The organism is Hwanghaeella sp. LZ110, assembly GCF_048892525.1.
Classification (GTDB): domain Bacteria; phylum Pseudomonadota; class Alphaproteobacteria; order UBA8366; family Aestuariispiraceae; genus Pacificispira.
On the sequence record NZ_JBLZHT010000004.1, the window covers coordinates 482,992 to 506,794 of the forward strand.

Here is a 23,803-nt window from a genome sequence, read left to right on the forward strand (position 1 = left end):
ACAATCTTTTACGTCTCGCCATTCTCGCTGGCTGCCATGTCAAATGCGGCATCGACCGGGACCTGCAAACCATTGACCAGATGATTGGTTCGCGCCGCCAGCCCAATCACACGCAACAGATCCGCATGTTCTGATGACGTCATCCCCTTCGCCTTTGCCGCAGCGGTATGGGAATGGATGCAATACTGACAGGCATTGGCGACAGAAACCGCGATATAGATCATTTCCTTGGTTTTTTGATCCAGGGCCGACGGGGCGATCATCGTGTCACGCACGCTGTGCCAGACATCCTCCAGCAGGGCCGGGTCGAAGGCCAGATAGAGCCAGAAGTTATTGATAAAATCACTGCCGCGCACCGCCCTTATATCGTCAAACACCGCCTTGACGCGGGGATCTGTCTCAGTGGCTGCAAGGGGTTGGACCGTGGACATGTTGCAAATCCTTTCAAAAGTGTGACAAGGGACAATAAAACCGCACTGCCGCCTAACTCTTTCCAAAATGGGTTAGACAAGGCTACAACAGTGGAACCTGTTATACACCATCAATGGATTGTGCCGCATGGCAGTACCCCCCGACTCTCCCGATACGACCGTTACGGCGCAACCTGTCGCAGCAGGTCAGAAAAAAGCCAGGCGCAAAAAAGCGACGGCAAAAAAGTCCGTTGCGAAGAAAAGCAGCCCCGTCAAACCCGCGGCAAAGGGGCCATCGGCACAAAAAGCAGGCGCGACCAGTACCGCAACCACCAGCGATGATCCCATCCCCGCCAGCCTGCAACATATGCCCGTCAGCCTGTTCAGCGCAGGGCTGGGCCTGGCAGGGTTTGCCATTGCCTGGCGCGAAACAGGAATAGCCTATGGAATAGGTCCCATTCCCGGTATCATTTTCATTGGAATCGCGATTGGTATATTTCTGATTTTGTTGGGCCTGTATGGCCTGAAAACAGTCCGGCATCGTCAGGCCGTGCTGGACGAGTTAAATCACCCGATCCAGGGAAATTTATTCGCCACGGCAACCATGACAATGATGATACTGTCTTCCAGTCTTATCGGTCTGTCCCATGGCTTGGCGACCCTGATCTGGGGCGTTGCCGCAATCGCCAATATGGCGATCACGGTTCGTGTCGTCACTAAATGGATATCACGGGATAATCATATCTCGCACGCAACGCCCATATGGTTCATCCCGGTTGTTGGCAATCTGGTGACCCCGATTGTGGGGGCGCCATTGGGCTATACGGATATCAGTTGGATGGTCTTTGCCGTGGGGCTGTTATTCTGGATCATCCTGTTCACGGTCGTCTTTTATCGATTGTTGTTTGAACGCGCGATGGAAAAACCGCTGCGACCGACGCTGACAATCCTGCTGGCACCACCATCGCTGTGCTTTACTGCCTATGCCGTATTGAACGGGGGGCATATTGATGGCACGGCCCAGATGTTCTTCGGCATTGCCGTTTTCATGCTGTTGATCTTGATCCCACAGGTCAAAGCGATGCTGCAAATGCCGTTTGGATTAAGCGCCTGGTCCTGCACCTTCCCAATGGCCGCCTTCAGTGTCGCGGCCATTCTATATGCGGATGCGATTGACAGTGGTTTTGCGCATGGACTGGCGATTGCGGCGATCCTGATCACGACGCTGATCATTGCCATCGTCGGAACCAAGACCATCGGATACATTTTGGCCGGAAAAGTATTTCGCCCAGTTGAGACGCCCCTGCCGACACCCTAATGTGTCACATTCATTATTAGAGCCTTGAAAAGGACCCATTGCGTATGACCACCACCGCTTCAACCCCGATCTCTCGCGTTGCCGCCCGGATTTTGATTGAAACCCAATCTGTGCTGTTCAAGCCGGACGACCCTTTCACCCTGACCAGTGGCCGAAAAAGTCCGGTCTATGTGGATTGCCGTCGGCTGATCGCCTTTCCGCGCGCGCGCCGTCGCCTGATGAAAATGGGGGCCGCCACGATTGAGGAAAAGGTCGGTTTTGAAAGCCTGGACGTGGTTGCAGGGGGGGAGACCGCCGGTATTCCCTTCGCGGCCTGGATCTCAGACCACCTGATGCTGCCGATGTGTTATATCCGTAAAAAACCCAAAGGCTTTGGGCGCAATGCCCGCATCGAAGGGGCCCTGGCAGAAGGGCAACGGGTAATCCTGGTTGAGGACATGGCGACCGATGGCGGCTCTAAACTGTCCTTCGTCGACGGTATACGTGACGCGGGCGCGGTGTGTCACCACACATTTGTGATCTTCCATTACGGCATTTTCCCGGAAGGGGAGAAAGCCCTGGCCGACCATGGCGTCGCGCTGCATTCCCTGGCAACGTGGTGGGATGTTCTGGAATGCGCCAAGGAAGATGGCTATTTCAAAGCAGGCCAAGCGGACCAGGTGGAAGCGTTTCTGCATGATCCGATCGGATGGTCAAAAGCCATGGGTGGTTCGGAAGAATAGGAATGGGAGGACGGTCTGAATGATCCGCCTGATCCAAGTTGTCATTCTGGCGCTCGTCGGTGTGTCTTCCCTGACCTTCGAAGCGCAGGCGATTAGCAAGGAACGGCTGACCATCGGGATCAGTCAGTATCCCTCTACCCTGCATCCGGCCTTCGATTCCATGCTGGCAAAAACCTATGTCATTGCCATGGCACGACGCCCGATCACGGCCTATGACCCGGATTGGAAGCGGGTCTGCCTGCTGTGCACGCGCCTTCCCAGCCTGGAGCAAGGGACGGCCGCATTGGAAATGACACAGGATGGCCAGGAAGGCATGGCAGTCCAATACGAACTGCCGCCCGATGCCGTTTGGGGGGATGGCACGCCGATCACAACCCAGGATGTCTTGTTTTCCGTAGAAATAGGCAAAAACCCTGAATCCGGTATTGATAATGCGGAACAATACCGCCGCATCGACCGGGTAGAGATTGATGGGGAAAAGCGATTCACCCTGCATCTGAACAAGCGCTCTTGTGATTATCAGGGCTTGTCCGGCTTAACGCTGCTGCCCCGCCATATTGAAAAGCCGATATTCGATGAAGGCGCGGCTGACTATCGCCGTCGTACCGCCTATGATACGGATTCGACCAATCCGGGCCTATGGTATGGCCCCTATCGCATCGCCCGGGTCACACCTGGCCAAAGCATCCTGCTGCAGCGGAACCCGGAATGGTGGGGAAAGCCCCCGTACTTTGATGAAATCGAAATACGGGCGATTGAAAACACCGCCGCCCTGACAGCCAATCTGCTGGCGGGCGATATTGACATGATCGCTGGGGAGTTAGGCCTGTCTGTAGATCAGGCGCTGGCCTTCCAGGAACGCTATGGCGATGACTACCAGATCATCTACAAGCCCAGCCTAGTCTATGAGCATATTGATTTGAACTTGGACAATCCAATCCTGAAGGACGTACGCGTACGCCAGGCATTGCTGTATGGTATTGACCGATCCCTGATCACCAAACGCTTGTTCAAGGGCAAGCAGCCTGTCGCACAAAGCAACGTCAATCCGTTGGATATCCGGTATGATCCTGACATTCCACACTATGCCTATGACCCGGATAAGGCTGCGGATCTCTTGGAGCAGGCGGGCTGGACACTGGGCGCTGATGGCATTCGGTACAAGGGGGACGATGCCCTGACACTGACCCTGCAAACCACCGCCGGGAACAAATCGCGCGAATTGGTACAGCAGGTTCTGCAAAATCAATGGAAGCAGATCGGTATCGATATCCGTATCGAAAACGAGCCCCCACGCGTGCTGTTTGGGGACACGATTTCAAAGCGTAAATATCCTGCCATGGCGATGTATGCCTGGATGAGCGCACCGGAATCCGTCCCCCGCACGACATTGCATTCCCAGGAGATCCCGCGGGAGGCCAATGCCTGGGCTGGTCAGAATTACCCAGGCTATGACAGTCCTGAAATGGATGAGATCATCAATGGCCTGGAATTTGACTGCGAAGAAGCCAGACAGGAGCAGTTGTGGAGACGGATGCAACAGCTGTATGTCACCGATCTTCCCGTTCTGCCGCTGTATTTCCGGTCCGACACCTATATCCTGCCAAAAAGCCTGTCGGGTCTGACACCGACGGGCCATCAGTTCCCCTCCCCGTTATGGGTTGAAGATTGGCATCTGTCACCGTGACCCAAGCCACCCGACACCGATGATCCACTACCTCACCCATCGTTTGATCCACAGTTTTCTTGTGCTGCTGGTCGTGTCCTTTGCCAGCTACGGGTTGATCGGTTTGATGCCAGGTGACCCCATCGATCTGATGTTTTCCGCCAATCCAGAAATGACGGCGGCGGACGCCGAAAGATTGCGGGCGCGCTATGATCTGGATCGCCCGGTCCTGGCACGATATGCCAGTTGGCTGGCAGGTGCATTGCAGGGGGATTTCGGATATTCCAGACTGTATCAGCAACCGGTCGGTGACGTGCTGATGCCGCGCCTTTGGGCAACATTTCAATTGCTGGGGATCAGCACCCTTGTGGCCCTGGCTTTGGCGATCCCATTGGGCGTATGGGCGGCGGCCCGACATAATCGCCTGACAGATTATGCCATCAATCTGGTCTGCTTTGCCGGGATTTCAGTCCCCCCCTTCTGGCTGGCCCTGTTGCTGATCGCCTATATCGCTGTGCCGGTCGCCTGGATTCCCGCTGGCGGAATGGCAGAAAGCGGCGATAGCGGTTTGGACCATCTGCGCCACATGCTTTTGCCCGTCGCCGCGCTCAGCCTGGCATCCATTGGCGGCTTCACCCGCTTCATGCGCGGTGCGATGCTGCAATCCCTTGGTCAGGATTATATGCGCACTGCCAGGGCAAAAGGGGCCAATCCGGCGCGCCAGCTATTTGATCACGCCCTGCGCAATGCGCTGCTGCCCCTGATCACCGTGATTGCGCTTAGTTTTGGTACATTATTTTCCGGTGCGCTGATCACCGAAACGATTTTCGGGTGGTCTGGCATGGGTCGTATGATTTACGAGGCCGTGATGGGCAATGACTTCAATCTGGCACTGGTCGGTTTGATGGTCGCGACCGCTTTCACATTGGCGGGCAGTATTCTGGCAGATATCGCATACGCCGCGCTGGATCCGCGTATCGCGCTGCAGGACCGGGGGAATGGCAGATGACGCACCCTCCCCCCCTGCGTCGTGCGCAAAGGATCCGGGGAAACTTCCTGCGCAACCGGATGGCTGTTCTATCCCTTATTGTCCTGATCCTGCTGGTTCTGACCGCTCTGGCGGGTCCGCATCTTCTGGCGTTGCTGGACCTGGATGGATTTGAAACGGACCTCTTCAATCTGAAAGGACCACCAGGTCCCGGCCATCCCCTGGGCACAGACGAGCTCGGACGCGACGTGTTGGCCCGTTTAATCCTGGGCAGCCAGGCCTCCCTGACTGTTGGCCTAATCACCGCCCTGACCGCCGCCATACTGGGCAGCATCATTGGCATTTGTGCTGGCTACTTTGGCGGATGGCTGGACAGCCTATTGATGCGCTTGACCGATGGGGTGATCGCCCTGCCACTTCTGCCGCTGCTGATCGTCCTGTCCGCACTGGATTTCAATAAGATCGGGTTGGGCGCGTTTACCGACGGGTCCGGGTTGATGCGCCTTGTTATGATTATCTCTCTGGTCGCCTGGCCAACCGTGGCACGGCTGGTCCGGGCGGAGACTCTAAGCCTGAAGCAACGGGAATTTGTCGTCGCCGCCCGAGCACAAGGGGCAACCCCATTTACCATCATGCGACGGCATATCTTTCCCAATGTCCAGGCATCCATCGTTATCGCAACGACTTTGTCGATCGGGAATATCATCCTGCTGGAAAGCGTCCTCAGCTTTCTTGGCCTTGGCATTCGCCCGCCGACACCCAGTTGGGGGACGATGCTGACCAACGCACAGGATTACATCTGGGACAGCCCAAATCTGGCGCTTTGGCCTGGATTAGCGATCTTTGTAACCGTCATCGCCTTCAATTTTCTGGGCGATGGATTACAAGACGCCCTGGACCCGAAACAACATCGCCGATAAAGCCTACCCTCCTATAAGACCAAAATTAGATCAAATGTCATCCATATGTTGCGGAACCTGGCGAAACTGACTATATTAAGGCAGATAAGTATCTATTCGACCGAAGAACCGGCGAATTTATATGGGTGCAGAATACGGGGGCGTCTTTCCCCAGCATCGAGAAAAGAAAGGATGACGGTATGGCCGACATCGGTGGTATTGGCGGATTTAACCCCGCAGTTACGCGCAGCACGTTCGACCCGGAGGCCGCAGCCCAGCGCCGCGCCGACGAACGGGCACGTCAGGAAGAGCTTCAACAGCAACCCGCCGTTGATGATGTCGAAGCTGAAGACCAGTTGCGCGCTGCGGAAACAGACACGCAACAGCAAGCATCCCAGCAGTCTCAGCAAGAAGATGATACCGACACAGTAACGCTGAGCAATGCCGCGCAGGATTACCTGACACAGGCTCAGGACGCGGCCCAGGCGGCCAATGACGACGCCACAGTGGATGCCGCGACGGACACAGAGGCTGTGACACAGATCGCGTCGGCAACCGGTGTTGGGGCAACGAACCAGACGACACGAAACGAAGAGTCCACAGCAACGGTGAACGGCAACCAGAACACCCAGTCGGAGCAGACACGCGCGCTTGGGCAGGTTGTTGACCAATACGCCTGATCGTAATTCCCCAGTATTCCCTGGACCCAGGGATACTCCTTTTTATACTGTCTTGAGCCCGCCTTGGCGGGCTCAATGCTTTTCTACGTAATACGCGCAGCCTTTTCAAAGGAAGTACCTTATGCGTCTATTTTTAATTTTCGCGGGCGTGTTTGGCGCATTGGCTGTTGGTTTGGGTGCCTGGGCCGCCCATGGCCTGGATACTATGGTGACGGATAAAGCCGTCGATTGGGTGGAAACCGCCAGCCGGTATATGCTGATCCATGCCGTTGCAATTTTCGGCTGCGCGATTGCCCTGAGACACCAAACCACGCGCACGCTGGCACTGGCGGCGGGCCTGTTCACATTTGGCACGCTGGTTTTTTGCGGCAGTCTTTTGGCTCTGGCTTTTCTGGATTTTCGGGCCGCAGGTGCCGCCGCCCCGATCGGGGGATTAAGCTTGATTATTGGATGGCTGACCATCGCCTTAGCCGGGCTAAAAAGAAAGCTGTGACGATTGTCCGAAAATGCTTCCGAAACTGGATAGAATCGGCCTAAAAACAGTCGCAGGATTGTGTGAGATGGGAAAAGGAATCAATAGCGTGGCATTAAAATCATGTCATACACTGGCGATTGCGGCGCTGGCATCTGTGATTAGCCTTTCGGCTACAACGGCAATGGCCGATGAGGTGGCTGGCGAAAACACCCCTCCCCCCTGCAGTGTAGCGCCCACCAAGGCAGAAGATGGCAGCCCGGCGGCCACCCCTGGAAAAGAGCAATTGGAAGCGGCCTATGACTGCTTTGAAGAGCGCTTGCTGGCAGGCTATGCCCAGTCCAAACATATTATTGCCAAGACCTTTGGAAACTGGGAACGCGCCAGCGATTATCCCTTCATCTATGATCAGGTAGGCGATCAGTATCTTGTCGTTTATGGCAATGACCGCGCTGTGGGTGAGGAAAAAACTGTATGGATGGACCGCAACATGCCAATTGGCGCGACCGTTGTCGCCGCCGGATTCAAGATTGATGATCAAGGTGTCCTATCCCCCGCCCCGGCCATGATCTATGAGAAAATGATCAACGGCTATACGATTGCACGCGGCAACTGGCGCCAGACCATGATAGCCCCTGATGGGGACATTATTGGCGTCACAAATGGTCCAGGGGCCGATAATCTGACCGTATGCCAGGATTGCGCCGCCGGTTCAGCGGATCGCCTGTATCTGGCGATGTTGAATGATGGCGTTATGCCCGCAGACGCACCGGAAGCATCCGCCCCCATTACAGACAATGAATTGGGTGGTTCTTCAACAGGGGAAACATTGGATCCTGGGGCAATTTTGGATCCTTTGACCCCGCCGTCACAGGATAATGGTATTCCAGAGTCTCAGACCTTTGATCCTAATGCTACACTGAACCCTTCCACACCGCTGGAGCCATTGGCGCCACTGGACTCTCCCTCGCCCTTGGACCCATTGGCACCGCTAGAGCCGTTGTCCCCGCTTGATCCGGCGCCAACATCTTCCCTGGAGCCATCGCAAGACACAGCGTCACTGGAACCCCTACCAGAGCTAGAGCAGCCGATGCAGGACACAAATGCCGCCATGACGACAGAAGACCCTGACGCCATTGGGGAAGATACCTCCCAAGACAATTCCGACATTGCCTCTACTGGATTGGACACTGGAAATCAGGGGGTTTTAACAGGGCTGTCTCTGGAATTATCCGATGCCAATGACCCGCTGTTGAATATTCCAAGCGTCGATTTTACCGACCCACCGCCCTTTCTGGAACCTGCGGGCGGTAATCTTTAGGTCCATAGACCGGCCTGGGATGATCAGAACGCGCTCTAGCTTCCGCGCACGACCAGAACAGAACATTCTGCGTGGGAAACCACACGCGACGCGACAGACCCCAGGATAGCGTGTTCCAGCCCGGGTCTATGAGACCCGATTACGATCACATCTGTTGGGACTTTCTTCGCAGCCGCTAATATTTCCTCGGCCGGTCCGCCATGGGCGATAATGTGCTGAACCTTGATATCCTGTGGCACATGCTCTTTCACAAAAGCATGCAATTTTTCCTGTGCCGACGCGATGGCCTTGGATTCAAAACCGGACGGGAAGAAGGATCCAACGACCGTCATGCCGAAATCAGGTACGACGGTCATGATATGCAGCACGCCCCCTGACGCCTTGATCAAAGCAATGGCCTCTGGCAGGGCCCTTTTCCAAGACGCATCTTCACCCAAATCCACAGCCAGCAAGACATTCTTATACATGGTCTTCTCCCCCTATCCTAAGCCGTTGCATGGCCCAGGTTAATGCGCTTTTGACGGCGGGATTGAACCCAACCAATCAAGAAGAACAGAACTAGCGCCGGTATCCACAACAACTCTTTAGGGGGCTGATTGGATGGAACCTGGACATCCATAATCACCTGATCCCAATCAAACACGCCCTGCTTATCGGCCGGTGAGTCATAGACAACATTGTCGATTGTTACTTTCTCGCCATCGATGATCAGTTCCAGACCGAAGTTTTCCAAACGATCCTGACCCGTCGCCCCCTCAGGAACTTCGACAATTGCGGTAAACTCAATGGGTGATCCTGCCTTATCCAAACCATCAACCAGCAGGACCATATCCTTCCCTGGCTCCAATGCGCCGATCTGTTCAACAATCGAATTAGGCGGCATGGATTGGGTGGGGGAAATGATCATATCCATCCAGAACCCCGGGCGGAACAATGTAAACGCCACCAGGATCAGCAGAACCGATTCATAGAACCGCGACCGCGCCAGGAAAAAGCCCTGCATCCCGGCTGTGAAGATCAGCATCGCCGCCGTCGCCACTATAAAGACTATCACCGCCTGCAGGGGCCCTACATCGATCAGCAGCAGATCGGTGTTGAAGATGAACAGGAAGGGCAACAGGGCCGTGCGCATGGAATAGAAAAACGCGACAAAACCAGTCTTAATCGGATCACCACCCGACACCGCCGCCGCAGCGAAGGATGCCAGCCCGACCGGCGGCGTGACATCGGCCATGATGCCAAAATAGAAGACGAACAGATGGACCGCGATTAATGGCACGACGAGGCCATTCTGCTGACCCAGCGCCACCACAACAGGTGCCAGCAGGGATGACACGACGATATAGTTTGCCGTTGTCGGCAGGCCCATACCCAGCACAAGGCTAAGAACCGCCGTCCAGATCAAAATCAGGATCAACTGGCCAAAGGACATAAGTTCAACCAGATCGGCCAGCGCGCTGCCAATCCCGGTTTGAGATACGGCCCCAACGATGATCCCCGCCGCAGCGGTGGCAATCCCGATCCCGATCATATTGCGCGCGCCTGAAATCAGGCCTGCAACCAAATCGCGGATACTTTCCCCAATCATCCCATTGCCGGTCTCCCCCCGGAAAAAGGCGAACAGCGACCGCTGGGTAATCAGGATGAAAATCATCAGCATCACTGCCCAGAATGCGGACAGGCTGGGCGACTTGCGCTCTACCATCAGCATCCAGATCAAAACCAGGACCGGCAGCAGGAAATGCAACCCAGACATGATCGTCGGGCGCGGCATTGGCAGCGTGACGATGGGGGAGTTCGGATCGTCAACTTCCAGATCCGGATAGCGGGCACAGATGCTGACCAGAAAGACATAGACCAGGATCAACAGAGCCGAAACGATGTACAGCATCAGGAAATCCAGGCCATTGGCACTGAGGATTTCAGAGATCGTCTGCAGCAGATACATCGTGAAGAAGCCGCCGACGATGCAATAGCCAACCACCATGGTGAAGGTGGAGAAAATCGCTGCCTTTGTCCCCTCAGAAGCGCCCCGCGAAATGCCCTTGGACAGAATGATGATTGCCCCCAATGCAATGGCAGAGGCCAACAGCAGTGCCGGTGAACTGGTCAGCATGAAATATGCTTCTGACAGATAGGCAACCGCACCACCAATCGCGATGAACATCGCAGCCGACATCAGGAAAGACAGAAACTGCAGCTTCAACGGTTTGGGCGTCGTAACCCGTTCCAGGGCCGGCATGTCCTGTTTCATGGCTTCCAGATGGACGATATAGACCAGGGCGATATAGCTGATAATCGCTGGCAGGAAGGCATGCTTTACGACATCGAAATAGGGGATGTTGACATATTCCACCATCAGGAAGGCCGCAGCCCCCATCACCGGTGGCATGATCTGACCATTCACGGAAGACGCAACCTCTACCGCGCCCGCCTTCTCATTACTGAACCCGACGCGCTTCATCATCGGAATGGTAAAGGTCCCCGTCGTCACCACATTGGCGATGGAAGAACCAGAGATCAGACCGGTCATACCGGACGCGACAACTGCCGCCTTTGCAGGCCCTCCCCGCAAGTGGCCCATCAGGGCGAACGCAACCTTAATGAAATAACTTCCCGCCCCGGCCTTATCCAACAAGGCCCCAAACAAAACAAACAGGAAAACAAGGTCCGTTGACACCCCCAGCGCGATGCCGAACACACCGCTTTGAGAAAGCCACTGGTGATAGGCCAAGCCTTCAAAACTGACCCCTTTCCATTGTAACAATCCCGGGAAGTAAGGCCCGAAATAAGTATAGGCCAGGAAGAAAATGCCCAGGATAGCCAACGGCGGGCCCAGGCTGCGGCGGGTGGCTTCTAACAGGGCGACGATACCGACGCAGAAGACAATGACATCAGTGGTATTGGCGTTCGCCGGGCGGTCGCTCAGCAATTCCCCCCCCAGGCTGGCGACAATCGGCAAATCTGCCGCAAAATAATAAAATGCGCAGGACGCCCCCAGAATCATGATGATCCAATCCGTGATTGGAATATAAGACCGTGGGCTGCTTTTGAACGCCGGATAGGCCATGAAGGCCAATACCAGAGCGAAGGTCAGGTGAATGGCGCGAGCATCCTTACTGGAAAAGGCACCAAAGCCAATTTCATATGGGATAGGTGACGCGATCCAGACCTGAAACAGGGACCACAGCAACGCGATCGTCGCCATGGCAAGAACCAAGGTCTGATTGGTTGGTGCGCGCCCCCCGGTGTCATTGGAAGCAACGAGATCGTCCAATTCAGACTGGCTTAGACCACCGGCCCCGTCATTCTTATCGCTCATCACCACATCCCCCTACGCATGACCTGTTGTAACACTAAGAGTGTATGCAAATTTAAGTATCAGGCAAATTGACGAAAAAAATGGGGGGCCGGCACCCAAACAGTCGCCCGCCCCCCAAACCGGACTTACATCCAGCCACGTTCCTTATAATACTTCACCGCGCCGTCATGCAGCGGGGCAGACAGATTGTTTTTGATCATCTTGGCTTCTTCCAGATTGGCGAAAGCCGGATGCATCTTCTTAAAGCGGTCGAAGTTATCAAACACCGCCTTTACAACCTGATACACAACGTCCGGGCTGGTTTTAGACGAGGATACGAAGGTCGCGCCGACACCGAATGTTGTCGTGTCGGTATCCGTACCCTTGTACATGCCGCCCGGAATGGATGTCATAGCATAATAGGCATTGTCAGCCGCCAGCTTTTGGATCACGTCGTTATCAACCGGCACCAGGACGGAATCACAGGTGGTGGTTGCTTCCGAAATCGTGCCTGCGGGGTGACCCACGGTAAATACGATGGCATCAACCTTGTCATCACACAATGCAGCAGCCTGTTCCTTGGAATTCAAATCCGACGCCAGGGAAAAGCTGTCCATGGTCCAGCCCATCTTTTCCATCACGACTTCCATCGTTGCGCGGGCCCCTGACCCTGGATCGCCAACATTCACACGCTTGCCGACAAGGTCTTCAAATTTCGTGATGCCGGAACCGGCGCGGGCAACCACAGTGAAAGGCTCTGGATGCACAGAGAAAACAGCGCGCAATTCCTTAAAGGCCCCTTCAGGGAACTTGTCAGGAGCCGTGCCATTATAGGCATGGTACTGCCAGTCAGACTGGGCCACACCCAAATCCAGGTCTCCGTTGCGAATACCGTTGATATTAGCGACGGAACCACCCGTTGTATGGGTGCATTTGATATCATGTTCGGACGTACCGCGGTTCACCAAACGGCAAATTGCGCCACCAACCTGATAATAAACACCAGTTTCACCACCGGTCCCGATCACAATATTGGTTTCCGCCACAGCAGCCGTGGAATAAAGGGCTGCCCCTAAAAAGGCGGCCGTAAGACCCATTTTCTTAATCATCATTTGATACTCTCCCTTCTGTTTACACCTTCTTCGTCACGAAACAGTGTTGACGCAACGGAAGCTCTAAAAAAGCCTGCAATCTTGTTAATCTCAGGCATCTTTCATTCTAACTTTTGTAACTTTGCCTATATGAAATGCCCATGGCGCGTGCCGACATTTCGCAAAGACACAATACCCTGTCATCAGCACAAACGGTGTGCGATGCGCCTCATACCCTCAAATTCAATTTTGTCGGACCTGAATTTTCATACGGGATTCCAGTGCAGGACACCGCCCGGCACATCTTTGCTGCAAGAAACACTTTTCCCGCGAAACCCGTCACCCTGTTCCTAACCTGCCTGTTTGTGTCCACTATACGTGAAGCGTGTTTTCAGCAGTTTCATTCTTTGTTGGCTTGTATCATGCCCACCCCATACGAAGGCGTCAATGCACAGAAAGTGTGCAGCACACTCATTGCTGTGCCGTGATCCCCAAGGCCCTGGCCGCGGCGGGATTCATCGGGGCAAACAGGGACGCGCTTGTCAGGTCTTCAATCCGTATCGTGGAAAAGGCAGGATGCGCCTCGTTCAGCCGGGTCAGGCCGCGGGCAATTGCCGTGGTCAATGCGCCTACGACGGCATCATCCGCATCCACAGTGGTCACCAGGACAGGGCGCAACCCAACGGTCTTAACCGGCACAGCCTGGCCGGGATAGGTCCTGGCCGGGATGACGACGGATGCATACCCCGGCAAATCCCCCAACAGATCAGCAACTTCTGAATCACTGAAGGATAGTGGGGTTATGCCGCATCGGCGGCCTGCTGCGGTCAGATACTCCGCAGGATGCACCGCCATTACGACGACGGCATCCGTCTGACCATCGCACAAACGCTCAATCGCGGTGACGACGGGCTCTGCACTGGCTTCCGCCAGATCATCCCGCTCCAGCCCCGCCGTTGCCAGCGCGACATTGGCCAGAATCCCGCGATAGCTGGTATCTGCCCCGACGCTGACGCGTTTTCCCTTCAAATCACTGATTTTAGAGATTGGGCCAGTTGCCTTGGCAAAAACCGTGAAAGCCTCAGTATAAAAGGCCGCGACGGCGCGCAATCCCTCTGCTGGGCCGGTTTCCTGATATCGGCTGCTGCCGCGCACCGCATGATACAGCCAGTCACTTTGCACCAGGGCAAAAGGCAATGATCCATCCTGCAGCGCGGCAATAGCTGCATCGCTGTCAGCCAGGGTTGCAACGGCACACAGGGCAGGCTCATCCGCCGTTTCAACCAGACGGCACAGCGTTCCAGCCAACGGAAAATACAATCCGAAAGGCAATCCGCCCCCAATCAACAGACGCTCTTGAGAGCCTGGCAATGACAATTCAATGCTGCTGGTATTGGCTGTTTGGGCACTTGCCGTGCCGCCCGTCAGCACCAAGCCCAGAAAAAGCGCCGCAGCCATCGATTTCAAATTAATCATTCCATCCCTCATTTCATACCAAGTGCCAGTCTAGCGCTGTTTTCGGTGGCCAGAACCCGTCCCGCCAACACAGCATTATCCGCAATCTGCGCGATCAGATGTGCATTGTCGGGTGCGATCTCTCCATTCGCAAGCCTAAGGTTATTTTCAAACCCTAAACGACAATGCCCGCCCAGCCCCGCAGCGGTCAATCCACAGGCGGCTTCTTTTGGACCAAAGGCACAAATCGCCCATGGATTGGTCAGCGCCTGTGTCTGCGCCATGGTCAGAAAAGGCAGCAGATCTGTCGGGTCGGATGTCAGGGTTTTACTGTATCGCCCCAACACGTACAGAATGAAACTTCCCTGGGTCGAAAGGATGCCCCGCCGCTGCAGATCAGCAAACCGGGCTACATCATCCGCGTCATAAAGGATATACTGGGGATGCACCGATTCCCGCGCCATCCAAGCCGTGAAGGCCGCAAAGTCCGTTTCATCTTCAGCGGTCGCACAGAGTTCGCGAATGGCCAGTGATACAGCCTCCGGCCGAACGGATTGCACCATAGCACGCTGTTGGTCGGGGGTGTAGAGGCCGACCGCCTCGGACGTGACTTGAACGATAAAGTCTGGACCCACCTCTCGCCGCACCGCCGCGATGGCCGCGCGATACAGATCCGCATCCAGCGTGTGGGTGCCTTGCGATGTGCGGACATGCAAATGGATCATCACCGCACCCGCCTCCCGACAGGCAGCCGCAGCCAGACCAATTTCATCCGCCTGCATGGGTAAGGCCGGGTGGTCCGCCTTTGTCTTGCGGGCGCCATTGGGCGCCACGGCCAATATCAAAGGAACAGCCCCAGCGCCAATAGTCATCGATCAGGCCAACCCGGCATCAGCAAGGGCAGCATCAATGGAAGCACCCAGTTTCTCAACGATTTCATCAACATGGCTGTCATCGATGATAAAGGGGGGGGCCAACAGCACGTGATTGCCACGCTTTCCATCAATTGTCCCACCCCCTGGATAGCACATTAACCCGCGCGCCATAGCATGCTTCTTAATCGCCAGATGGATTTTCAATGCGGGATCCAACGGTTCCTTAGTACTGCGATCCGCAACCAGTTCCAGCGCCATGAACAGACCGCGCCCGCGAATATCTCCGATCAGGGGATGATTGCCAAAGCGGGCCTGTAATCGCCCCATCAATTGCGCCCCCCGCTTGGTCACATTGTCCAGCAGGTCTTCATCCTCAATCGTCTTCTGCACGGCCAGCGCAGCCGCAGCAGCAATGGGATGTCCCAGATAGGTATGTCCGTGCTGAAAGAAACCTGACCCATCGCGTATCGTATTGTAAATCTCCGCTGAACACAGGGTCGCGCCAATGGGTTGATAGCCCGCGCCCAGCCCCTTGGCGATGGCCAGAATGTCCGGTGTCACATCATCCTGGGAACAGGCAAACAAGGCACCCGTGCGCCCCATGCCGCACATAACCTCATCCAATATCAGCAGGATACCATATTGCGTGCAGATTTCACGGATGCGCCGCAGATAGCCAGGGGCTGGCACCAAAGCCCCAGAGGTTGCACCGCCCACAGGTTCCGCCACAAAGGCAATCACATTTTCTGGCCCCACTTCCAACAACCGAGCTTCCAGATCATTGGCCGCGCGCAGTCCATAGTCTTCCAGGCTTTCATCTGCGCGCTGATCCCGGTAGGCATAACAAGGGGAGATATGCTCCACATCGATCAGGATCGGGGCGAATTGCTCCCGCCGCCACATATTGCCCCCAACGGCCAGGGCCCCCATCGTATTGCCATGATAGCTTTGGCGGCGTGCGATATAGCGGTGGCGGTGCCCCTCCCCCTTCTCCCAGAAATACTGATAGGCCAGTTTCAGCGCCGTCTCTATCGCTTCCGAACCGCCGGATACGAAATAGGCATAGTCCAATCCGTCCGGTGCCCGAGATATCAGGAAATCAGCCAGGTCTTCCAATGGCTTATTGGTGAAAAACCCCGTATGCGCAAAGGATAGGGCATCCATCTGATCCTTCATCGCCTGAATAACACGGGGATGGGAATGTCCCAGGCAGCTGACTGCCGCCCCGCCAGATGCATCCAAATAGCGCTTGCCTTCAGAATCGATAATGTAACACCCATCGCCCTGAACAGCGGTCGGAGGGGGCGCGCCGCAGTTGCGGTGAAAAACATGGGTCATGATCGTATCCTGTGTCAGATGGTTGGCTTAAGAGGCCATATCACCCTTTTCGTACAACCGTTGGCCTTCTTCAAGAGACCATACGACCATCCGCTTGAGAATCTTGCCCAGAACCTCATCAAAGCCCCGAACAATTTCCACCATGGAAGAGCCGGGAGCGGGCACGACATATTCAAATGTTTTAGAGCCGGCAATAACCCGCTTTGGCATCTTCACCAGTTTGGCATTCATCCGAATGCGAATATTGGGCGGTGTGCCTTCCGGCAAGGGAACGCCATGTTCATCGACATATTCCGCCTGAAATTCACGCAGATCCGTTTTCAGTATGAAATCAGACCGCAACCCGATTGCCTGGCGTCCAACAGAAATGATCTTGCCACTGTTTTCATAGCTTTCGATCAGAAGCGTCTGGATCATCTTTGGCGCACTATCGGTCCAGGCAGCCCGCGCGAAATACTCGATTTCAATAGGCGAACGGCGCAATGCAATTCGGGCGCTGGAAATCCCGGCGGCCGCCTGTGGCGCTTCAACCAGCAACTGCCACGACACTTCGGGAAGGTCATCGTTAAACGTGCTCTTGGGCGTTAAAACATAAATCCGGGCCGGATCCCCGCTGCCAGGTAGTTTCAGGGCACACCCGGCCAATACCGTTGTTGCCATCAGTCCAAATGTCAGGTGCCCCACATGGCGCATGGCCTGCCGGCGTGTTGCGCCCTTGTCGATCAACGCTTCCTTTTCGAAACCGGTCATTGTACCTCATACCCCTGCTGGGAATCGCCGAAGAAGAATTGTGCGGGATCCCGTTCAATCTGATTTGTGATGCGGCTGAGCGATGAAACAAGGACCCGCATTTCTGACAGTAATTGTGTGAATTCGAACAATCCATTGCTGGTGAAATTCGTCACCGGATCGCGGTTTTCCTTGATCAGCAAGCGCGCTTCATCCGCGGCCGCTGCAATGTTAACCGCTGCAGATCGCAATTCTCCTGAAATCGCGCTGAAATCCTTCACGGCCTTGGTTGCGTCGGACGCGACACTATCGACCATGGGCGCAATTGTCTGGGCCAGCCCCTGATATTCCCCAAAGGTGTCTTCTGCGGAATCTGCTACGGAATCGATCCGTCCTGTCGCCGTCGACATCATGATGTCAGCATTTTTCAGAGAGGATTGCGCCTGTTCCATCAACTGGGCGATCCGGGCGTCAGTCTGGCCGATCGTCCCATCCAATCGGTCAATCGTTCCGGACAATTGTTCGGAAACCTTGCCAATCTGCCCGCGAATATCGTCTCCAACGGCAGAGAAATTAATCACCGTCTTATTGGCATTTTCCAGTATCGGGCTGGTTTGGGCGGCAAGATCATTCAGTTTCTTGGCAAATCCACTCAAGTCCTGAATGGTTTCCTCCGCTGCGCCGGCTATGCCATCAGATCGATCGGCAAAGGCCGCAACCAGGCGTTCCCCTTCCACCGCGACGCGTTTGAATTGTTCCATCGCGCCCGCCCCTTGCTGCAGTAGAAGCGCGATGTCTTCAGAACTGTCCGCAAGCGCGCCAGAGAACTTTTCAATATTCTCAATAGTTCCCTGCAAATGGGCGATATTTTCGTCATTCAACAGCTTGGTGGCCTGTTCCGACACTTCCTTAAGGTTACCCATGATTTCAGGCGCACTTTCAAAGACCTGCTGAAGCGCTGATTTATCCGATTTTATCTCAGGTCGTTCCTGCCCTGGTTTTGCCGTCAAGGCCGGTGCGGATTCCGTTCCACCGCTGATTTCAATAAATCCAACACCTGTAATACCCTGGGTTTCCAAACGGGCAACGGCATCTTCACGGATCGGAGTATCTTTTGGCACATCGATCACAACCTGCACTTCCCCGAAACGATCCGGTGAAATGCGCAGGCTGGTAACGTTGCCAATAGGAATGCCGCTGTAGCGTACAGGACTGCCAACCGACAGGCCCGTGACAGATCCCTTAAAATAAACATCATAGCGTGTCGTGTCCGACCCAATCTCAAGCCCTGCCAGCCAAACCACCGCAGCAATCACGGCGATAAAAAATGACAACACAAAAGTACCGACAAGGACGAAACTGGCCCGAGTTTCCATAATCTAACCGTCCCCTTATTCCGCAGCCATTCCAGAGACCGCCCGCGCGCGCGGCCCATGAAAATATTCCTGAAGCCACGGATGATCCGCTTTCATTAGCTGTTCCATCGTACCGACCATCACCTTTTTGTCCACAAGTGCCGCGATCCGATCACAGATCGCCGCCAGACTGTCCAGATCATGGGTCACCATAAAGACGGTCAGCCCCAGGCTGCCCTGAAGCGACCGGATCAATTCATCGAACGCCGCCGCGCCAATCGGATCCAGGCCCGCTGTCGGTTCGTCCAGAAACACCACATCAGGATCCAGCGCCAGGGCCCTTGCCAATCCAGCACGTTTGCGCATCCCGCCCGATAATTGCGAGGGCAGCTTGCCACCCGCCTCCGGGGCCAGGCCGACCATCTTGATCTTCAAGGCGGCTAATTCATCCATCAACGCCTGGGGCATATTCAGGTGTTCCCGCATCGGAACCTGGATGTTTTCCGCCACGGTCAGAGAAGAAAACAAGGCACCATCCTGAAACAGAACCCCGATTCGGGTGCGCAACTGATTGCGCGCTTCTAATCCTGCCCCCCATACATCGGTTCCCAGCAATTCTATCGTGCCGCCACTGGGGCGCTGCAGGCCGACAATTTCCCGCAACAGCACTGATTTTCCGGTGCCTGACCCCCCGACAATGCCGATCACTTCCCCCCGATTGACGTCCAGATCGACCCCATCATGAATGACCTGTGCCCCAAACTGAGTTTTGATACCACGCACCCGAATGGCGATGGGATCTGTATCGGCTTCTGATTTCCTGTGTTCCTGGGTCATATCAAATTCCCAGAATTGAAAAGAAAATGGAGAATAGCGATGTTGCAACGATCACCAGGAAAATCGATTCAACGACAGAGGTTGTTGTCTGGCGCCCAACGCTTTCTGCCGTGCGTTCAACCTTTAACCCCTCATAACAGCCAACAATTGCAATGATATAGGCATGGACCGGGGCCTTGACCATCCCGACCAAGAAGTCATTCAAATCCACCGCCTTTTTCAGGGCCGTCACAAATTGTTCCGGTGATAGTCCCAAAGACACAACCGTCATGACGCCCCCGCCCAGAATCCCCATCACATCGGCAAAGAATGTCAGGAATGGCAGGGTGATCATCAATGCCAGGACCCGGGGTTGCACCAGAACCTCAATTGGATCCAGGCCCAGGGTGCCCATGGCGTCGATTTCCTCATTCACCTTCATCGTACCGATTTGCGCCGTAAAGGCCGACCCGGATCGCCCGGCGATCATGATGGCAGTAATCAATACCGCAACTTCCCGCAGCATGGACAGGCCCACCAGATTGACCGTAAAGACTTCTGCCCCGAACTGACGCAATTGATCCGACATCAGATAGGCCAGCACGACGCCGATCAGGAAAGACAGCAGACCAACGATCGGTAAGGCGTTCAACCCGGTCTGTTCAATCTGTGTCACCAGGGCCTTGGGTCGCAAGCGACGGGGGGAAAGAATAGTTCTCCCCATTGTAATCGTAACCAGACCGACAAAGTTCAGCAGCTCGACGCCCTTCATCATTGCCGCAACAAAACCCCGCCCGATACGCTCCAAAAACTTAACCAGGCCATTTCTTGTGTCTGAAGGAACGACTTCTTCTGTCGCCTGACTGGAGACCAGATCCAACATCGGTCGATGGTTTCGGGAAACACCAATGAAATCCACAGTAATTCCATCATTGCGCAGCTGGGATGCACAGCGAAACAGCAGCCATGCACCCGCACTGTCCAAACGTTCCAGATCCGATAGATCGAAAACAATCCGATCCGCATCGCCCGTCCGCAGCGACGAAACCAGCTTGTCCAATGCCGTTGCGCTGGCGATTGTCCAGGCCCCGCCTGCACTGACGGTCAGGAACGCCCCGTCACTATTTGTGCGCATCCATCCTTCAGTATTCATGCGCCAACTGTCCTATCCCGCATTGCGGCATCCCATATCGATCATTACACTGCACCCCCTGTCACCCCCAGACCTTAGAGGCACATATGGACCTAGCGCAACATATCCGAACAGTTCCTGATTTTCCAAAGCCGGGAATTCTATTCTATGACATTTCTACACTGCTGGCGCATCCCCAAGCGTGGAAGCATTGTGTGTTGCAACTGGCCGATATCTGCAGGGCGTGGCAGGCTGACATTCTGGTGGGGATTGAAAGCCGGGGATTTCTGACCGCCGCCCCTTTGGCGCTGGAACTGGAACTGGGTTTCGTGATGGTGCGCAAGCAAGGAAAGCTGCCAGGCGAGACAGTCCGTCATGTTTACGAATTGGAATATGGCACCGATACCGTCGAAATTCAGGCCGACGCGATTAAACCCGGTCAGCGGGTTGTCGTCCTGGATGATCTAATGGCAACGGGTGGCACGATGACCGCAGCGATAGAGCTGATCCGTAAGGTTGGCGGCACCGTGGCAGGCGTTGCCTGCATTATTGAACTGGAAGGTCTTGGCGGGCGCGATGAAATCGACGTTCCCTTCAAATCCCTGGTTCAATTCGAGATTTAGGTCCCTAAAGAGTACGATGTTTCAAGGTCGATACAGGGATGGCTTAACGAAGGGAGGCAACGCCATCAACGGCGGTGTCACATAAAGTGCCTGCCATTTCCAGTAATGCCTCATCCGCCCCATAGGCGCCCATCAGGGACAGCGCCACGGGTAGCCCAGCAACCCGCCCAACCGGCAGGGATAATTGCGGAAGACCTGTCAAGGGGGCGATGCCGGACAATCGAATGATCTGGGCCCTGATTTCATTTGAGGCAACGGCGCTGCGACCGGCCTCTAGAGCAGGACCAGGGGCGGCCGGCAATACCAGCACCGATCCATCCTGAGTGATTTGCTTTAGTCGGTCGGTAATTTCCGCGCGTTGAGTCAGGGCTTCCTGTTGCGCCGCCTTTGTCAGGGACTTGCACCATTCCAATCGCTCCCGAATTCCCGGACCGATGCTTGGTTGCGTTTCCTCAATCCAAGGTCCCAATGTCTGCCATATCTCAGCCCCCTGCGCGATACGGAAGGTTTCGAACCAATCTGCCAAACTGCTATCTTGGGCCAGCGTCATACGCTCAACCGGACCATACAGTGCTTCCAAACGCGCAACAGCAGGGTCCAGTGCCAGGACTGTATCCGTAGAAACTTCCTGCCAGGCATCAACGGGGTAGAGCAAGCGCGTGGGACGCTTGGGCTGCAAGACGGGTTCATGGAGCAAAACCCGGCCAATTGTCTGCATCAGAGCAGGATCGCGCGCGAACCAGCCTACCGTATCAAAGGTGGCTGCAAGGGGAAACACGCCCTTTAACGACACCCGACCATGACTGGGGCGCAGACCAAAAATCCCACAGAAACTGGCAGGGATGCGCACTGATCCACCTGTGTCTGTGCCCAAGGCGAAATCAACCAGCCCTCCAGCAACCGCGGCGGCTGATCCACTGGACGACCCGCCACAGACATGCCCCGGCGCATTTGGATTGATGGGGGTTCCGAAGTGATGGTTTTCGCCAATAATGGAAAAAGCGAATTCATCGGTGATTGTCTTGCCCCGTACAGAAGCGCCCGCCGCCAGAAGAGTTGACACCGCCTTGGCATGTTCCGTGGCGACGGAATGGGTCCGTCCCCAATCAGGATTACCGCATGCAGCGACCGTACCTGCGATATCATACAGGTCTTTTACGGCAAAGGTTGTCCCAACCAAAGGCCCTGATTCTGCCCCATCCAGGGACAGGTCTTCATCGGTGAAAGCATTAAACCTACCAGCTGCGCGCATTACCGTTCCGTCATTGAATTGTTGATGCCTTTTTCAATTGGCTTCAGCAGATATTGCAGAACGGTTTTATGGCCCGTGATAATATCAACCGTGGCTGTCATACCCGGAATGATGGGCATATCCTTGCCCAGGCTGGTATCCGTCGTCGACAGGCGTACGCGGTAATAGGGTTTTCCATCCTCATCCAGGATCGTATCAGGGGAGATATCCACCAGCTGCGCATCCAGCCCACCATGAATGGAGAAATCATAGGCTGAGACCTTCACGACCGCCGACAGGCCCGGATACAGCTGTGCGCGATCCGCTGGGCGAATACGAGCTTCGACCAAAAGAGAATCCTCCAACGGCACGATCTCCGCCACGGGGTCCCCTGGTTTCACGACACCGCCAATTGTGTTGATCAGGATCTTGTTGACGGTTCCACGCACCGGCGACCTGATATCCGTCCGCTTTTCACGATCCTGACCAGCGGTCAAGTCTTCGCGCAAGCGCTCCGCCTCTGTCCGCACCTTACTTAAATCCTGCTGCGCCTTTGCGCGGAAAGCAGACAATTCCTGTTCAATCGTGCTGGTGGATTCCTGAATTTGTGACCGGATGCGCGGAATCGACAATTTGGTGTCTTCCAATTGTGATTCCAATTCAACGACCGACCTGCGCAGGGTTAATAATTCCTGTTGCGATGCCGCACCACTGGCGACCAAAGGCTGCACCAGATTCAATTCCTGGCGTGCCAACTCCAACTGACTTTGGATCTGCGAGACCTGGGCTGTCTTCTGCCGCAATTCCTGCAATGCCTGGGTACGTTGGGTTTCACGAATGCGAATTTTTCCCTGCAATTCCTTCAGATTGGTATCAAACACGTCGCGCTGATCATTCGCGCGATCCGGCGCATTGGTCAGAATATCCTGAGAGAAGTTAATTTCATTCGCCCCGGTGGCTTCCGCCTGTAACCGTGCGCCCTCGGCCAAAAGACTGCGATACTTCGTGGTCTTCTCCGCCAGTTCGGCATCCGCCAGACGATTCTCAATGCGCATGATCACCTGGCCGGCATCAACAATATCGCCTTCTCGAACCGTAATCTCTGAAACAATGCCGCCTTCAAAATGCTGCACGATCTTGGTTTGGCCGGATGGAATAATTTTTCCTTCGCCCCGGGTGATTTCATCCAGATCCGCACTATGCGCCCAGACCAGGAAAACGACGAAGAATGCCGCGATCAGGAACAGCAGGACATGCGCCCATAACCGCGCACTGCGCCCGACACCCGAATTGCTTTCGGCATCGTATATTTCGTCACCCCAATTGCCTGCAGACATCTAAGTCATTCCAATCTTAATGCGTGCCCGGCTGAAAGACGGGC

The 23,803-nt window shown here is 55.2% G+C and carries 23 protein-coding genes; 10 read left to right on the forward strand and 13 right to left on the reverse strand.

The window, feature by feature from the left end:
- Positions 1–8: 8 nt before the first annotated feature.
- The gene (locus tag ACOSDM_RS11045; protein ID WP_420724573.1) at positions 9–431 is read right to left on the reverse strand and encodes a carboxymuconolactone decarboxylase family protein; all 423 of its coding nucleotides are present in this window, start codon (positions 429–431) and stop codon (positions 9–11) included.
- A 127-nt stretch (positions 432–558) separates the two neighbouring features.
- Here ACOSDM_RS11045 and ACOSDM_RS11050 point away from each other — a divergent pair, with 127 nt between their 5' ends.
- The 8 genes from ACOSDM_RS11050 (at position 559) to ACOSDM_RS11085 (ending at position 8,476) form a co-directional block, all read left to right on the forward strand.
- A complete protein-coding gene (locus ACOSDM_RS11050; protein ID WP_420724574.1) occupies positions 559–1,728 on the forward strand; it encodes a hypothetical protein in 1,170 nt (389 codons plus the stop codon).
- A 44-nt stretch (positions 1,729–1,772) separates the two neighbouring features.
- A complete protein-coding gene (locus ACOSDM_RS11055; protein ID WP_420724575.1) occupies positions 1,773–2,450 on the forward strand; it encodes an orotate phosphoribosyltransferase in 678 nt (225 codons plus the stop codon).
- Between the two features lie 19 nt (positions 2,451–2,469).
- Entirely contained in the window at positions 2,470–4,137 is a 1,668-nt protein-coding gene (locus tag ACOSDM_RS11060; protein WP_420724576.1) for a peptide ABC transporter substrate-binding protein, read from the forward strand.
- A 19-nt stretch (positions 4,138–4,156) separates the two neighbouring features.
- A complete protein-coding gene (locus ACOSDM_RS11065) occupies positions 4,157–5,125 on the forward strand; it encodes an ABC transporter permease (RefSeq protein ID WP_420724577.1) in 969 nt (322 codons plus the stop codon).
- The gene (locus ACOSDM_RS11070; RefSeq protein ID WP_420724578.1) at positions 5,122–6,024 is read left to right on the forward strand and encodes an ABC transporter permease; all 903 of its coding nucleotides are present in this window, start codon (positions 5,122–5,124) and stop codon (positions 6,022–6,024) included. The genes ACOSDM_RS11065 and ACOSDM_RS11070 overlap by 4 nt, the downstream gene beginning before the upstream one ends.
- Before the next feature lie 179 nt (positions 6,025–6,203).
- Complete coding sequence (locus tag ACOSDM_RS11075) at positions 6,204–6,683, forward strand: hypothetical protein (protein ID WP_420724579.1); 480 nt, start codon at positions 6,204–6,206, stop codon at positions 6,681–6,683.
- Positions 6,684–6,804: 121 nt separating this feature from the next.
- Positions 6,805–7,176 carry a DUF423 domain-containing protein gene (locus tag ACOSDM_RS11080; protein WP_420724580.1) on the forward strand — a complete coding sequence of 124 codons (372 nt, stop codon included), beginning with the start codon at positions 6,805–6,807 and terminating at the stop codon, positions 7,174–7,176.
- An 88-nt stretch (positions 7,177–7,264) separates the two neighbouring features.
- A complete protein-coding gene (locus ACOSDM_RS11085; protein WP_420724581.1) occupies positions 7,265–8,476 on the forward strand; it encodes a hypothetical protein in 1,212 nt (403 codons plus the stop codon).
- Positions 8,477–8,511: 35 nt separating this feature from the next.
- Here ACOSDM_RS11085 and ACOSDM_RS11090 read toward each other — a convergent pair whose 3' ends face one another.
- From ACOSDM_RS11090 to ACOSDM_RS11100, 3 genes are all read right to left on the reverse strand, one after another.
- Positions 8,512–8,943 (reverse strand): universal stress protein, encoded by a 432-nt coding sequence (locus ACOSDM_RS11090; protein WP_420724582.1) that lies wholly within the window; start codon positions 8,941–8,943, stop codon positions 8,512–8,514.
- A gap of 17 nt (positions 8,944–8,960) precedes the next feature.
- Positions 8,961–11,798, reverse strand: coding sequence for a TRAP transporter permease (locus ACOSDM_RS11095; RefSeq protein WP_420724583.1), 2,838 nt, complete (start codon positions 11,796–11,798; stop codon positions 8,961–8,963).
- Positions 11,799–11,923: 125 nt separating this feature from the next.
- On the reverse strand, positions 11,924–12,889 hold the full coding sequence (locus ACOSDM_RS11100; protein WP_420724584.1) for a TAXI family TRAP transporter solute-binding subunit: 966 nt from the start codon (positions 12,887–12,889) through the stop codon (positions 11,924–11,926).
- Between the two features lie 140 nt (positions 12,890–13,029).
- On the opposite strand from ACOSDM_RS11100, the gene ACOSDM_RS11105 reads away from it, so the two are divergent.
- Positions 13,030–13,356: a hypothetical protein gene (locus tag ACOSDM_RS11105; RefSeq protein WP_420724585.1), complete on the forward strand. Its 327-nt coding sequence runs from the start codon at positions 13,030–13,032 to the stop codon at positions 13,354–13,356.
- On the opposite strand, the gene ACOSDM_RS11110 is transcribed toward ACOSDM_RS11105, so the two are convergent.
- From ACOSDM_RS11110 to ACOSDM_RS11140, 7 genes are read right to left on the reverse strand one after another with little or no spacing between them, the layout of a single operon-like run.
- Positions 13,340–14,344 carry a TAXI family TRAP transporter solute-binding subunit gene (locus ACOSDM_RS11110; RefSeq protein WP_420724586.1) on the reverse strand — a complete coding sequence of 335 codons (1,005 nt, stop codon included), beginning with the start codon at positions 14,342–14,344 and terminating at the stop codon, positions 13,340–13,342. The genes ACOSDM_RS11105 and ACOSDM_RS11110 overlap by 17 nt on opposite strands.
- Positions 14,345–14,352: 8 nt before the next feature.
- Positions 14,353–15,195, reverse strand: a complete 843-nt coding sequence (locus tag ACOSDM_RS11115; RefSeq protein ID WP_420724587.1) for a 3-keto-5-aminohexanoate cleavage protein — start codon at positions 15,193–15,195, stop codon at positions 14,353–14,355.
- A gap of 3 nt (positions 15,196–15,198) precedes the next feature.
- Entirely contained in the window at positions 15,199–16,536 is a 1,338-nt protein-coding gene (locus tag ACOSDM_RS11120; RefSeq protein WP_420724588.1) for an aspartate aminotransferase family protein, read from the reverse strand.
- Positions 16,537–16,563: 27 nt separating this feature from the next.
- Positions 16,564–17,286 carry an ABC-type transport auxiliary lipoprotein family protein gene (locus ACOSDM_RS11125; RefSeq protein ID WP_420724589.1) on the reverse strand — a complete coding sequence of 241 codons (723 nt, stop codon included), beginning with the start codon at positions 17,284–17,286 and terminating at the stop codon, positions 16,564–16,566.
- Positions 17,283–18,641, reverse strand: coding sequence for an MlaD family protein (locus tag ACOSDM_RS11130; protein ID WP_420724590.1), 1,359 nt, complete (start codon positions 18,639–18,641; stop codon positions 17,283–17,285). Before ACOSDM_RS11130 ends, ACOSDM_RS11125 begins: the two co-directional genes overlap by 4 nt.
- A 15-nt stretch (positions 18,642–18,656) precedes the next feature.
- The gene (locus ACOSDM_RS11135; RefSeq protein WP_420724591.1) at positions 18,657–19,457 is read right to left on the reverse strand and encodes an ABC transporter ATP-binding protein; all 801 of its coding nucleotides are present in this window, start codon (positions 19,455–19,457) and stop codon (positions 18,657–18,659) included.
- A 1-nt stretch (position 19,458) separates the two neighbouring features.
- Positions 19,459–20,589: an ABC transporter permease gene (locus ACOSDM_RS11140; RefSeq protein WP_420724592.1), complete on the reverse strand. Its 1,131-nt coding sequence runs from the start codon at positions 20,587–20,589 to the stop codon at positions 19,459–19,461.
- 86 nt (positions 20,590–20,675) lie between these two features.
- On the opposite strand from ACOSDM_RS11140, the gene ACOSDM_RS11145 reads away from it, so the two are divergent.
- The gene (locus ACOSDM_RS11145) at positions 20,676–21,191 is read left to right on the forward strand and encodes an adenine phosphoribosyltransferase (protein WP_420724593.1); all 516 of its coding nucleotides are present in this window, start codon (positions 20,676–20,678) and stop codon (positions 21,189–21,191) included.
- Between the two features lie 43 nt (positions 21,192–21,234).
- Here the strand turns inward: ACOSDM_RS11145 and ACOSDM_RS11150 are convergent, their stop codons facing one another.
- Together ACOSDM_RS11150 and ACOSDM_RS11155 are read right to left on the reverse strand one after the other, a co-directional pair.
- A complete protein-coding gene (locus ACOSDM_RS11150) occupies positions 21,235–22,443 on the reverse strand; it encodes an amidase (protein WP_420724594.1) in 1,209 nt (402 codons plus the stop codon).
- Positions 22,443–23,759 carry an HlyD family type I secretion periplasmic adaptor subunit gene (locus ACOSDM_RS11155; RefSeq protein WP_420724595.1) on the reverse strand — a complete coding sequence of 439 codons (1,317 nt, stop codon included), beginning with the start codon at positions 23,757–23,759 and terminating at the stop codon, positions 22,443–22,445. Before ACOSDM_RS11155 ends, ACOSDM_RS11150 begins: the two co-directional genes overlap by 1 nt.
- Positions 23,760–23,803: the final 44 nt, after the last annotated feature.